Source organism: Streptomyces sp. NPDC045701, from assembly GCF_056432045.1.
Genome location: NZ_JBWKJV010000045.1, coordinates 1 through 13619, shown reverse-complemented (window position 1 = coordinate 13619; position 13619 = coordinate 1). Strand labels below are relative to the sequence as shown.

At 70.0% G+C, this 13619-nt stretch carries 10 protein-coding genes; 8 read left to right on the top strand and 2 right to left on the bottom strand.

Features of this window, described 5'->3' with window-relative positions; translation table 11 throughout:
* Position 1 precedes the first annotated feature (1 nt).
* Positions 2-1591: an MFS transporter gene (locus AC07DW_RS28780; RefSeq protein WP_478860597.1), complete on the top strand. Its 1590-nt coding sequence runs from the start codon at positions 2-4 to the stop codon at positions 1589-1591.
* A gap of 234 nt (positions 1592-1825) precedes the next feature.
* Here AC07DW_RS28780 and AC07DW_RS28775 read toward each other — a convergent pair whose 3' ends face one another.
* Complete coding sequence (locus tag AC07DW_RS28775; protein ID WP_478860596.1) at positions 1826-2842, bottom strand: LacI family DNA-binding transcriptional regulator; 1017 nt, start codon at positions 2840-2842, stop codon at positions 1826-1828.
* Positions 2843-3029: 187 nt separating this feature from the next.
* Here AC07DW_RS28775 and rhaI point away from each other — a divergent pair, with 187 nt between their 5' ends.
* From rhaI to AC07DW_RS28740, 7 genes are all read left to right on the top strand, one after another.
* A complete protein-coding gene (gene rhaI, locus AC07DW_RS28770) occupies positions 3030-4199 on the top strand; it encodes an L-rhamnose isomerase (protein WP_478860595.1) in 1170 nt (389 codons plus the stop codon).
* Between the two features lie 93 nt (positions 4200-4292).
* Positions 4293-6332 carry a bifunctional aldolase/short-chain dehydrogenase gene (locus AC07DW_RS28765; RefSeq protein WP_478860594.1) on the top strand — a complete coding sequence of 680 codons (2040 nt, stop codon included), beginning with the start codon at positions 4293-4295 and terminating at the stop codon, positions 6330-6332.
* 147 nt (positions 6333-6479) lie between these two features.
* Positions 6480-8009, top strand: a complete 1530-nt coding sequence (locus AC07DW_RS28760; protein WP_478860593.1) for a rhamnulokinase — start codon at positions 6480-6482, stop codon at positions 8007-8009.
* On the top strand, positions 8009-8764 hold the full coding sequence (locus AC07DW_RS28755; RefSeq protein WP_478860592.1) for a (Fe-S)-binding protein: 756 nt from the start codon (positions 8009-8011) through the stop codon (positions 8762-8764). The genes AC07DW_RS28760 and AC07DW_RS28755 overlap by 1 nt, the downstream gene beginning before the upstream one ends.
* Positions 8761-10185: a LutB/LldF family L-lactate oxidation iron-sulfur protein gene (locus AC07DW_RS28750; RefSeq protein WP_478860591.1), complete on the top strand. Its 1425-nt coding sequence runs from the start codon at positions 8761-8763 to the stop codon at positions 10183-10185. The genes AC07DW_RS28755 and AC07DW_RS28750 overlap by 4 nt, the downstream gene beginning before the upstream one ends.
* Entirely contained in the window at positions 10182-10817 is a 636-nt protein-coding gene (locus AC07DW_RS28745) for a LutC/YkgG family protein (RefSeq protein WP_478860590.1), read from the top strand. Before AC07DW_RS28750 ends, AC07DW_RS28745 begins: the two co-directional genes overlap by 4 nt.
* Before the next feature lie 226 nt (positions 10818-11043).
* Positions 11044-11571: a hypothetical protein gene (locus tag AC07DW_RS28740; RefSeq protein ID WP_478860589.1), complete on the top strand. Its 528-nt coding sequence runs from the start codon at positions 11044-11046 to the stop codon at positions 11569-11571.
* A 236-nt stretch (positions 11572-11807) separates the two neighbouring features.
* Here AC07DW_RS28740 and AC07DW_RS28735 read toward each other — a convergent pair.
* Positions 11808-13619, bottom strand: a 1812-nt coding sequence (locus tag AC07DW_RS28735) for a hypothetical protein (protein WP_478860588.1), incomplete at its 5' end; no start/stop codon positions are given.

Genomic DNA, 13619 nt, shown 5'->3' with positions numbered 1-13619 from the left:
CATGCCTTCCGTCGGCACCCTCGCCGAACCGTCCCGCCAGCCGTCCCCCGACACAGCCGCCCCCGGCCGGCGCTCCAATCCGTGGCTCACCCTGATCGCCGTGGCCTTCGGTCTCTTCATGGTCGGCCTCGACGGATCCGTCGTCGCCATCGCCAACCCCGAGATCGGCCGCGACCTCCACGCCTCCACCTCCGCCCTCCAGTGGGTCACCAACTCCTACCTTCTCGCCCTGGCCGCCGCCCTCATCCTCGGCGGCAAACTCGGCGACCGCTTCGGCCGCCGCACCCTGTACCTCGTCGGCGTCGCCGGCTTCACCCTCGCCTCCGTCGCCATCGGCCTCGCCGGCTCCATCGAGGGCGTCATCACCTTCCGCGCCCTCCAGGGCTTCTTCGGCGCCCTGCTGATGCCGAACACCCTCGGCCTCCTCCGCGCCGTCTTCCCGCCGAAGAAGTTCGGCATGGCCGTCGGCATCTGGGCCATGGTCTCCTCGGTCTCCACCGCCCTCGGCCCCATCGTCGGCGGCCTCCTCGTCCAGCACGTGAACTGGGAAACCGTCTTCTACATCAACGCCCCCATCGGCGTCCTCGCCCTCGCCTTCAGCGCGGTCGTCCTCCCCCAGAGCAGGAACGAGGCCGCCGCGCAGGAGAAGTTCGACATCCTCGGCGTCGTCCTGCTCGCCGCGGGCCTGCTCCTGCTCGTCTTCGGCGTGGTCAAGGGAGAGACCTGGGGCTGGACCTCCGGAGGCACCCTCGGCGCCATCGGCGCCGGCCTGCTGCTCCTCGTGTTCTTCGGGTGGTGGCAGACCCGCGTCATCTCGCCCCTACTGCCGATGCGCCTGTTCCGCAACCCGACGCTCACCATCGGCACGATCATCACCGCGCTGAACTTCTTCGTCCTGCTCGGCGTGATCTTCTTCGTCATGATCTACCTGCAGAACGTCCGCGGCTTCACCCCCGTCGAAGCCGGCGTCCGCACACTGCCGTTGAGCCTGGCCTCGGTCGTGGCCTCCCCGCTGGGCGCCGCCCTCACCGACAGGTTCGGCCCCCGTCTCACCATGCCCCTCGGCATGGCACTCCAGGGCGTCGCCTGTTTCACCATGCTCAGCTGGGACGCCCACTCCTCCTACACGCTCCTGTGGCCGCCGTTCGTCGCCCTGGGCCTCGGCGTCGGCATGGTCATGGCCTCGTCCTCCGACGCCATCGTCGGCAACGCCCCCGTCAAGGACGCCGGCGTGGCCGGCGGCCTCCAGGCGACCGCCCTCCAGATCGGCGGCGCCCTCGGCACCTCCGTCCTCGTCTCGCTGATCAGCAGCCGGGTCGGCACGACGCTCACCGGGGAACTCACCGCCGCCGGGACGCCGAGCCCCGTGGCCGAAGGGCTGCTGGAGGCGAAGGACGCCGTTGCCATGGGGGTCGCGCCCGTCTCGGACGCCATGCCCGCCAGCCTGCGGGCGGCCATCACCGAGGGCAGCCACCAGGCCTTCATGAATGGCGTCCACACCTCCGTGCTCGTTGCCGGCACGCTCTGCGCACTCGGCACGGTCCTGGCCGCCGTAGGTGTGAGGCGCTCGCGGGACACCGACCGGCGCTGAACGGGCCGAGGGCACGCTTGACCGCCTGGCGCTAAGAGCCCTGACCCAGTTGCGTAGGTGAGGCGGGGACGCCCGGCGGTCCGCCAGTCGTTCCCGCCTCGCCTCGTCCAGGACGGGCATGCGACAACGTCGCCGAAGCTTCGCGGCGGGACGCGAGACGATTCGCGCCGCCGCGGACGTCACCTCCACGAAACGGCGCCGCCAGGCGCTTCCGGCCGGGAGAGGCAAGGCCTCTCAGGATCGCGGCAGGCTGGATCGGCGCACGACGAGCTCTGGTTGGAGCACGATGCCTGTGTGCTGATGGTCGTGCTGCGGATCCGAGTGTTCAAGCTCTCGCAACAGCAGCTCGGCTGCCAAGCGGCCGATCTCGGCAGCGGCGTGGCGCACCGAGGTCAGCGGAATGAGACTCGCCTCCGCGAACTCGATGTCGTCGTGGCCCACGACGGCGAGATCGTCCGGGATGCGTACGCCCGCGTCGAAGGCCGTCTGCATGACGCCCAGGGCCAGGAGGTCGTTAGCGCAGAAGACGGCCGTCGGCTGGGGCGCGAGTCCGATGAGCCGGGCCCCGGCGTCACGGCCGGCACGGACGTCCAGTCGTTCGGCCGGGATGTCGATGATCGTGTCGACGCCGAGCCCTGCTTCCTCCACCGCGCGGACGAGGCCCTCACGCCGGTCCCGGACCTGCTGCAGATGACCGGGACCACCCACGTAGGCGATGCGCCGATGGCCGGCAGCGAGCAGGTGCCTGCCCGCGAGCGTGCCCCCCAGGACGTCGTCAGCCGCCACCGAACAGGCCTTCTGCGCGTCGACCGCGCGGTCGACGACGACGAACGGGATGTTCGCGCGCCGGAGCACCTCCCATGGTTCACCGTCGGACGCGACGGGCGCGAGCAGGACACCCCGAAGGCGCTGCTCGACGAAGAGGGACAGGTAGGCCTGCTCGGCGGAAGCGCTCTCCGCGCTGTTGCACACCATCACGCCGAGCCCTGCCCCGGCGGCGACGCGCTCGGTGCCCTGGGCGAGGGCGGCGAAGAAGGGATTCCCGGTGTCCATGACCATCAGGCCGAGCATGCGGCTCCGGCCGGCACGCAGTTGCCGTGCAGATTCACTGCGGACGTATCCCAGTTCGTCGATCGCCGCGTGGACTCGCGCGCGAACCTCATGGGAGACGCGCTCGGGTCTGTTCAGAACGTTGGAGACCGTCCCCACGGAGACGCCCGCCTGACGCGCCACCTCCTTGATGCCCACCACTGCCGACCGCCTGTTCCCCTCGAATCCGTGTGGTCCCCATTCTAGGACGCCACCGCACCCCTGCGGTGAATCCTTTCAATCCATCATGGACCTGCTCTTGACCATATCTGCAATGCGTGGTTCGGTGATGATGAAACGATTCACAACGCCGACGCATACAGCGCGGCCCTGGTTCCGAGGTTGCCCAATGACTGTCGTACGGGACGCCGTGAAGGCCGCGCTCAAGACCCAGACCATCGAGACGCCCTCCTGGGGCTACGGAAACTCCGGCACCCGCTTCAAGGTGTTCGCGCAGCCCGGCGTTCCGAGGACTCCGTGGGAGAAGCTCGACGACGCGGCGAAGGTCCACGAGTTCACCGGTGCCGCCCCGAGGGTGTCCCTGCACATCCCGTGGGACCGGGTCGAGGACTACACCGCCCTCGCCGCGTACGCGAGAGACCGCGGTCTGCAGCTGGGCGCGATCAACTCCAACACCTTCCAGGACGACGACTACCGACTCGGCAGCGTCTGTCACCCCGACCCGAAGGTCCGCCGCAAGGCCGTCGACCACCTGCTGGAGTGTGTCGACATCATGGACGCCACCGGGTCGTCGGACCTGAAGCTGTGGTTCGCCGACGGCACGAACTACCCCGGCCAGGACGACATCGTCGGCCGCCAGGAGCGGCTGGCGGAGGCCCTGGCCGAGGTCTACGAGCGCCTCGGCGACGACCAGCGGATCCTGCTGGAGTACAAGTTCTTCGAGCCGGCCTTCTACACCACCGACGTCCCGGACTGGGGTACCTCGTACGCCCACTGCCTCAAGCTCGGCCCCAAGGCCCAGGTCGTCGTCGACACCGGCCACCATGCCCCCGGCACCAACATCGAGTTCATCGTGGCCTTCCTGCTGCGGGAGGGGAAGCTCGGCGGGTTCGACTTCAACTCCCGCTTCTACGCCGACGACGACCTGATGGTCGGCTCGGCCGATCCCTTCCAGCTCTTCCGGATCATGCACGAGGTCACCAAGAACGGCGGCCTAGACCCGGACACGAACGTGGCCTTCATGCTCGACCAGTGCCACAACATCGAGGCGAAGGTCCCGGCCGTCATCCGCTCCGTGATGAACGTCCAGGAGGCCACCGCCAAGGCCCTCCTCGTCGACGCCGACGCGCTCGCCGCCGCCCAGCGCGCCGGCGATGTCCTCGCCGCCAACGCGGTGTTGATGGACGCCTACAACACCGACGTACGTCCTCTGCTGCGCGAGGTTCGCGAGGAGCAGGGCCTGAACCCCGACCCGGTCACCGCGTACGCCGCCTCCGGGTGGCAGGAACGAATCGCCGCCGAGCGCGTCGGCGGCGAGCAGGCCGGCTGGGGCGCCTGAACCGGCCGCTCCCCCGGCCCGCGTCCCTTTAGGGCCGGCCCGCCCGTGAGGGCAGTCACCCCGCACTCTTCGACTCCGAAGGACCGATCGCACATGGCCACCCATCCCGAAGTCGCCGCGCTCCTCGACCGCGCGCGCCGGCTGGGCTCCGACCCCCGCAACACCAACTACGCAGGCGGCAACGCATCCGCCAAGGGAACCGTCACCGACCCCGTCACCGGCTCGGACACCGAGCTGATGTGGGTGAAGGGGTCCGGCGGTGACCTCGGCACACTGACCGAGGACGGCCTCGCCGTCCTGCGTCTCGACCGGCTGCGGGCCCTCAGGGACGTGTACCCGGGGGTGGAGCGGGAGGACGAGATGGTCGCCGCGTTCGACTACTGCCTGCACGGCAAGGGCGGCGCGGCCCCGTCCATCGACACCGCCATGCACGGCCTGGTGGACGCCGCGCACGTCGACCACCTCCACCCCGACTCCGGCATCGCGCTGGCCTGCGCGGCCGACGGGGAGAAACTGACGGCGGAGTGTTACGGCGGGAAGGTGGCGTGGGTGCCGTGGCGCCGTCCCGGCTTCCAGCTGGGCCTGGACATCGCGGCGATCAAGGAGGACCACCCCAAGGCCGTCGGCGTGGTCCTCGGCGGGCACGGCATCACCGCCTGGGGCGCGAGCGCCGAGGAGTGCGAGACCAACGCCCTGTGGATGATCCGCACGGCGGAGACCTTCCTCGCGGAGCGGGGCAAGGAGCAGCCGTTCGGCGCGCCCCTGGAGGGTTACGGGCCGCTGGATGAGGTAGCACGCCGGGAGCGGGCCGCGGCGCTGGCTCCGTACATCCGGGCGATCGCTTCGCAGGACCGGCCGCAGGTCGGGCACTTCACCGACTCCGCAGTCGTCCTCGACTTCCTCGCCCGCGACCAGCACCCGCGCCTGGCCGCCCTGGGAACGTCGTGCCCTGACCACTTCCTGCGGACGAAGGTACGTCCGCTGGTCCTGGACCTGCCGGCCGACGCCCCGCTGGAGGAGGCGGTGTCCCGGCTGAAGGAGCTGCACAGGGAGTACCGGGAGGAGTACGCCGCCTACTACGCTCGGCACGCCACCGAGCACACTCCCGCGATGCGCGGCGCCGACCCTGCGATCGTCCTGGTCCCCGGGGTCGGCATGTTCTCCTTCGGCAAGGACAAGCAGACCGCCCGCGTGGCCGGCGAGTTCTACGTCAACGCCATCAACGTCATGCGCGGGGCGGAGGCGGTCTCCTCGTACGCCCCGATCGAGGAGACGGAGAAGTTCCGCATCGAGTACTGGGAACTGGAGGAGGCCAAGCTGCGGCGGATGCCCAAGCCGAAGCCGCTCGCCACCCGCGTCGCCCTCGTGACGGGGGCCGGCTCGGGCATCGGCAAGGCCATCGCCCACCGCCTGGTCACCGAGGGCGCCTGCGTCATCGTCGCCGACCTGAACGGCGACAATGCCGGTGCGGTCGCGGAGGAGCTGGGCGGCCCGGACAAGGCCGTGGCGGTCACCGTGGACGTCACCTCGGAGGAGCAGATCGCCGCCGCGTTCCGCGAGGCCGTCCTCGCCTTCGGTGGCGTGGACCTCGTCGTCAACAACGCCGGCATCTCCGTCTCGAAGCCGCTGCTGGAGACGACCGTCCGGGACTGGGACCTCCAGCACGACATCATGGCCCGCGGTTCGTTCCTCGTCTCCCGCGAGGCCGCCCGGATCATGATCGAGCAGGGCCTCGGCGGCGACATCGTCTACATCGCCTCAAAGAACGCCGTCTTCGCCGGCCCGAACAACATCGCCTACTCCGCCACCAAGGCCGACCAGGCCCATCAGGTCCGCCTGCTGGCCGCCGAACTCGGCGAGCACGGCATCCGCGTCAACGGCGTCAACCCCGACGGGGTCGTCCGCGGCTCGGGCATCTTCGCCGCCGGCTGGGGCGCCCAGCGCGCCGCCACCTACGGCATCGAGGAGGAGAAGCTCGGCGAGTTCTACGCCCAGCGCACCCTCCTCAAGCGCGAGGTCCTGCCCGAGCACGTCGCGAACGCCGTCTTCGCCCTCACCGGCGGCGACCTCACCCACACCACGGGCTTGCACGTCCCCGTCGACGCGGGCGTCGCCGCGGCCTTCCTGCGCTGAGGCCCCCTGATCGCCCTGGGGCGGGTGACTGACGCACCCGCCCCAGGTGCCCCCGCGGACCGGCGGCGCAGCGCCGTCCGGAACCCGGCCCTGACACCGGGCCCGGCCGGGCGCCGCCGGTCCGTCTTCTCCTCTTCCCGTTCCCCGATGAGCCGCCCGCACCACAGAGGTATCCACGTGACCACCACTCCACCGTCCTCCGCGTTCACGTCCGCGTTCGCCGCGGTCGATCTCGGCGCCACCAGCGGACGGGTGATCGTCGGCCGGGTGGGCCAGGACAACCTCGACCTCACCGAAGTCCACCGCTTTCCCAACACACCGGTGCGACTGCCGGACGGCCTGCGCTGGGACGTTCTGGCCCTGTTTCAGGGCGTTCTCGACGGGCTGCGAGAGGCGGCCCGTTCCGGCGGTGTCGCCTCCGTCGGCGTCGACACCTGGGCTGTGGACTACGGGCTCCTCGACGCCGACGGTGCCCTCCTCGGTCACCCGTTCCACTACCGCGACGCCCGGACCGACGGCGCCGCCGCCCGCGTCTGGGCCAAGGCCGGCCCCGAGGAGCTCTACAGCATCACGGGACTGCAGCACCTGCCCTTCAACACGGTCTTCCAGCTCGCCGCATGCGAAGGCACCGCGCAGCGCGACTCCGCCCGCACCCTGCTCCTCGTCCCCGACCTGCTGATCCACTGGCTGACCGGGACCATCGGAGCCGAGGAGACCAACGCGTCCACCACCGGCCTGTTCGACGCCCGCACCGGCACCTGGTCCAAGGTTCTCCTGGAGAGGCTCGCGCTCGACGCCGGCCTGTTCCCGCCGCTGCGCTCCCCCGGCGACCCGGCCGGCACCCTGCTCCCCCATGTCGCCGCGTACACGGGGCTCGACACCCGAACTCCGGTCACGACGGTCGCCTCCCACGACACCGCCTCCGCGATCGCCGCGGTACCGGCCACGGAGCCCGGCTTCGCCTACATCTCGTGCGGCACCTGGTCGTTGGCTGGCCTCGAACTCGACGCCCCGGTCCTAAGCGAACCCTCCCGGGCGGCGAACTTCACCAACGAGCGCGGCATCGACGGCACGATCCGCTACCTGCGCAACATCATGGGCTTGTGGTTGCTGGAGGAGTGCCGGCGCACCTGGGACAAGGAGAACCTCTCCACCCACATCCCCACGCTGCTCGCCGACGCCGCCCGGGCCGAGCCGTTCGCTTCCCTCGTCGACCCGGACTCCCCGGAGTTCCTCGCCCCCGGCGACATGCCGAGCCGCATCAGGGAGCACTGCGCCCGCACCGGCCAGCGCGTCCCCGGGAGCCAGGGCGCCGTGGTGCGCTGCATCCTGGAAAGCCTGGCGCTCGCCCACCGCCGCACCCTGCGCCGGGCCGTCGAGCTCGCCGGCCGCGACATCACTCGCATCCACCTCGTCGGCGGCGGCTCCCGCAACGACCTGCTCTGCCAGCTCACCGCCGACGCCACGGGGCTCCCAGTCATCGCCGGGCCCACCGAGGCCACCGCACTCGGCAACATCCTCGTCCAGGCCCGCGCCGCAGGCCTGGTCGGCGACCTCGCCGACATGCGCCGCCTGATCGCCTCCACCCAGCACCTGCGGCACTACACCCCGCAGGGTGACCGCGCTGCATGGGACGCGGCCGCCGCCCGACTCGAATCCGCTCCAAGGAACCCCTGATGCGCGTCGCCCTCTTCGCTACCTGCGTCAACGACGCGGTCCACCCCTCCACGGCCATCGCCACCGTGAAGGTCCTGGAACGCCTCGGCGTCGACGTGGACTTCCCCGCCGCCCAGACCTGCTGCGGCCAGCCCCAGTACAACACCGGCTACCGCCGCGAGACCGAACCCCTGGTCCACCGCATGGCCCGCGCCTTCGAAGGCTACGACCACGTGGTCACCCCGTCCGGGTCGTGCGTCGCCATGGTGCGCGACAACTACCCGCGCATCGGGCGCAAGGCGTACGCCGAGGGACGCGGCAGCGCGCTCACGGACGTCGCCGACTCCCTGGTCCCGAGGACGTACGAGCTGACGGAGTTCCTCGTCGACGTCCTGGGGGTGACAGACGTGGGCGCGTACTTCCCCCATGCGGTGACCTACCACCCGTCTTGCCACGGACTGCGGATGCTCGGCCTGGGCGACCGCCCGCGCCGGCTCCTGGAGGCGGTGAAAGGGCTGGAGCTGGTGGAGCTGCCGGGCGCGGAGGAGTGCTGCGGCTTCGGCGGCACCTTCGCGGTGAAGAACCCGGACGTCTCGGCGGCGATGGGCGCCGACAAGATCCACAACTCCCTGTCCACCGGAGCCGCGATCCTGTGCGGCGCCGACAACTCGTGCCTGATGCACCTCGGCGGGATGCTGCGCCGCCAGGACGCCTCGCAGCGCGTCCTGCACATCGCCGAGATCCTCGCGAGCACGGAAGAGGAACCCTTCGCATGAGCGGGACCTTCATCGGCATGCCGGCCTTCCCCAAGGCCGCGCACGACGCCGTTCGCAACGACACCCTGCGCGCGAACCTGCGGCACGCCACCCACACCATCCGCGACAAGCGAGCGGTGGCCGTGGCCGAGCTCACGGACTGGGCCGAGCTCCGCGAGGCCGGAAAACAGATCAAGGACCTCACCCTCGGCAACCTGGACCGCTACCTGGTCCAGCTAGAGGAGGCGGTAACGGCGGCCGACGGCACCGTGCACTGGGCGGCGGACGCGGCCGAGGCCAACCGGATCGTCACGGAGCTGGTCAAGGCCACCGGCGAGACAGAGGTCGTCAAGGTCAAGTCGATGGCCACCCAGGAGATCGAGCTCAACGAGCACCTGGAGGCCGAGGGCATCCGCGCCTACGAGACCGACCTCGCCGAACTCATCGTCCAGCTCGGCGAGGACCGGCCCTCCCACATCCTCGTCCCCGCCATCCACCGCAACCGGGGCGAGATCCGCGACATCTTCGCCTCCGAGATGGGCAAGTGGGGCCGCGAGGCACCCGACGGCCTCACCGACAACCCCGCCGAACTCGCCGAAGCCGCCCGCCTCCACCTGCGGGAGAAGTTCCTGCGCGCGAAGGTCGGTATCTCCGGCGCCAACTTCATGGTCGCCGAGACCGGCACCCTCGTCGTGGTCGAGTCCGAGGGCAACGGGCGGATGTGCCTGACCCTCCCCGAGACCCTGATCTCCGTCGTCGGCATCGAGAAGGTCGTGCCGACCTGGCGGGACCTGGAGGTCTTCCTCCAGACGCTCCCCCGCTCCTCCACCGCCGAACGCATGAACCCGTACACGAGCATGTGGACCGGAACCACCGACGCGGACGGGCCGGACACCTTCCACCTCGTCCTCCTCGACAACGGGCGCACCGACGCCCTCGCCGACGAGGTCGGCCGCCAGGCCCTGCGCTGCATCCGCTGCTCCGCCTGCCTCAACGTCTGCCCCGTCTACGAACGGGCGGGCGGGCACGCGTACGGCTCTGTCTACCCGGGCCCCATCGGCGCCATCCTTACCCCGCAGCTACGGGGCACGGTCAGCGAGGTCGACGCCTCCCTGCCGTACGCCTCCTCCCTGTGCGGCGCCTGCTACGACGTCTGTCCCGTCGCCATCGACATCCCCGAAGTCCTCGTCCACCTCCGCGAAAAGGTCGCCGCCCAGGGCGGCAAGGGACGCCGCTTGGAGAAGGCAGCCATCAAGGCGGCGGGCTGGGTCCTTGACCACCCGGGAGCCCTCGCGGCGGGTGAACGCATCGCCTCGAAGACCCGCGCCCTGCACCCGAAGAAGCTGCCCGGCCCCGGCGCGCGCCAGTGGGCGGAGAGCCGCGACCTGCCCGAGATGCCCGCCGAACCGTTCCGCGACTGGTGGAAGAAGAACCGCACGTGAACCAGAACTCCCGCGAACGTGTCCTGGGCCGCATCCGCCAGGCACTCGTCGAGGCGCCCCTCGCCCCCGAGCCCACCCGCGACTACCTCGCCACCCACACCCCGGACGACCCCGCCTCGATCCTCGCTCTCCTCCACGAGAACCTCACCGACTACCGGGCGATCGTGCACCGCGCCGCGGAGGCCGAACTCCCCGCCGTGACGGCGGAGCTGCTCGAGCGGCACGGTGCCCGCACGGTCGCCGTCCCGCCCGGACTGCCCGCCGCATGGCTCTCCGCGTCAACGGCGAAGCAGCGCCACGACAAGGACGCCTCGCTCACCCCGCACGACCTGGACACCACGGACGCTGTGGTCACCGGTTGCGCCCTGGCCATCGCCGAGACCGGCACGATCATCCTGGACGGCGGCCCCGGACAGGGGCGTCGTGCCCTCACCCTCGTCCCCGACGTTCACATCTGCATCGTGCTGGCCGACCAGGTCGTCGCATCCGTCCCCCTGGCCCTCCCCCGCCTCGATCCGGCCCGCCCTCAGACATGGATCTCGGGCCCCTCCGCCACCAGCGACATCGAACTCGACCGCGTCGAAGGCGTGCACGGGCCGAGACAGCTCGATGTAGTGATCGTCAGCCCCTGAGGATGAGGTGGCCTGCCCCACGCCGCCCTTGATTACGAGCAGACCACGGCAGCAGTAAGTCTCGACCAGAAGCAGGCCCTGAGTACTGCCGCGTACAGGGCCGACGCCGCCGACGCGGTCGGGTGGCTGGAATGGAATTCGCACCTCTATCTGGCCAACCGCCGGTCCTCCTTCACCATCGCGTAAGCGGTGCTGGGCTTCGCCGCATGTCCCCCTCTCGCTGCGCGTGACCAGCCTGACCGACCTCAATCTGGTCGACGTCGAGATCCAGCTCTACATCCCTAGTGACGTCGAAACCGTGCACCCTCATACCCAGACCGTCAACGAATCGCTGACCGGCTTCCCTTCACCGCCCAAGCCCTTCGGCACCCCTGCCTCGGCGCTGTTTCCCTTCCACGCCTCGATTCCCCATGGCCTTATCCTCCGCGGTCTGCTCGGCCCGGCACCGGCGTACGCCCCCTACTGCCCGGATATCGCGAACGGCGGCTCGACAACCATCACCTTCTCACTCGGCCACATCCGCCCTCGCCGACACGCCGACTCCCAGGACATCGTCGTCATCGTCTCCGTCCCCCGCGCCATCCACCATCACCGCGACCTGGTCAGCCACCTCCAACAACCACGACACCGTGATCACCGGCTCCCTCGAAGTCACAGTGGCAGACACGCCCGTCTCCTTGATCGACCTCTTCGAAGAACCACCACACGACGACCGTGCATAAGCGCGCCGAACCGAGCAAGGATCACCTGCTGAAGACTCGCGCCCCGGCTACGCTGCGCGACGTGAGCGGGACGCGAAACCCCCTCCTGAATAGCCGCGATCCGCCTCTCAAACCAGCTGTCGGTGGGGAGAATCGACTGCGTAAAACAGCGTCACCGTGAAAGCCCCGGAAAGCTGCAAAGTCCCAGGTCAGCCTGCCCCTGATAGCGATCTGCGCAAGTCAGCTCGCCGAGGGCGACGACTTCATGGTCAACACCTCCTTCCGGCTGTCAGCTCACTGGCAGCCGCAGCGCCGAAGGGGTGGGACGGCCGATCGGCAGGGCGCCTACCACGATGAGGCGGGGAACTTCGGTGGCGCTGCGGGCATAGGTTCTGATCCATACTCGGTCATCGAAGTCGGAGTATCCGGCCGCGTGATTGCTGTGGTCGCCAACAAGCAGCATGCCGAACGGGGGCCCGGTGACCGTGTAGTTGGCGGCCTGCGCGAGGTAGTCCCGTTCCACGGTCTTGCGTTCCGCTTTGGTCTTGCGTCGCTTCACCTCGATCACGAATCGCCGCCCGGGCTCCGGGGTGTAGGTGACGTCGGTGCGTCCCGAGGCCACGTCGATGACCTCCCGCTGGACGGTGCCCGGCGTCAGCAGGCCGCTGAGGTGCTGGTGGATGTCGTCCTGGACCGCTTTCTCCGGCCACGTCCCGGGCGAGCCATCGGGCTTGTCCGGCGCCGGTCCAAGGTAGGCGGTGCGTTCGCCGTACAGGTCCGCCTGCCCGTCGAACCGGTCGTGCAGGAAACGCAGGAAGTACTCCAGCAGCACGGTGAAGTAGGTGCTGTCCGGGGCTTTCCATGCCGGGCTGGTGCGAAGGACTTTCAGGAGACTGTCCATCTTCTCGTCGACTCGGGCATGGCCGGTGGGGGTGAACCCGCGGGCCGCCTGCTGCACCAAACCTTCCAGGCGGTCGAGGAGAGTGGGATCAAGCCCGGCCGGTACCGGTGCGGAGCCAAAAAGAGTGGTGAGCCCAGGACGTCCTTGCAATGCTTTTCCCGGCACCACACCTTCAGAACCGGCTGCGAGCACGCGCCCCTGCTGTGCCGCGGCGAGGAGCGCCTGGGCGTCGGGATGCCCAGAGAACGCCGGATCGATCGAGAGAGCCTGCTGGAGGTGGTGGAACAGCCCTTCCCTGCGGATGAACGGCGCCTCCACCGCAGGCGGGATGAGCAGTGCGAGACCGTCCCCCTCGGAAGCCGGGCCGGCCATACAGCTGTGAACGGTACGACTGGCCTCATAGACCCCCAAAAGGTCACCCAGGGCGGTGGCGGGGGAGTACCAGCTGGGCTGGTGCAGATGCCCGGCCGCGGTCCGCAGACCGTGCACCAGTCTGGCCCAGGCGCCCTGGGCCAGACCCCGGGCGCTGAGCCACGGAAGCTCATACATGCGGCCGCGCCACGCCTGCAGCTGCGCCACGGCCGCCTCCAGACGAGCGGCCCCCGCCTCCACCTCAAGCCGCGAAGGGCCGGCATCTTTGTCGGAGCCGGCAGAGAACGCCAACACGCAGTCCACGGCGGCCGCATACGCGCGGGCGTCCAGGCGCGCCTCCTGTGTACGGTCGAGCTCGGTGAACCGGAACAGAGCCCGGCGCATCGCCTCGGCCGCCTCAGCACGGTCGGACGCTCCCAGTGCCCGGCGCAGCTCGCCCACCGCAAGTTCGAAGCCCGCATCCGCCCGCGCGGCAGGAGACAGCGAAGACTGGTTCTCCAGCAGGGACAGGACATCGAGGAGACCGGCGTCGGGGAAGTGGTCGTGTGCGACCCCGATCAGCAACGGCAGGCGCTCCAGAGCTTCTGCGGGTTCCTGGCCCGAGATCTCCGTCAGCAGCAGAAGCAGGCGGTGCGGACTGCCCTGGCCGGCCAGACACAAGCGCAGAAGGCCCGCGATCGCCGGCTGCGCGAACGCAGGTCCGACGTCACCGCTCAGAGCGTCCTCGGCCTGTGACTCCGTTGCCCAATTCGCTGTGACGGGTGTGCCGGTTCCGGCATGATCGCTCCTGTGGCCGCTTCCTTGTCGTGCGGCCGGTTGGGGGTGGTG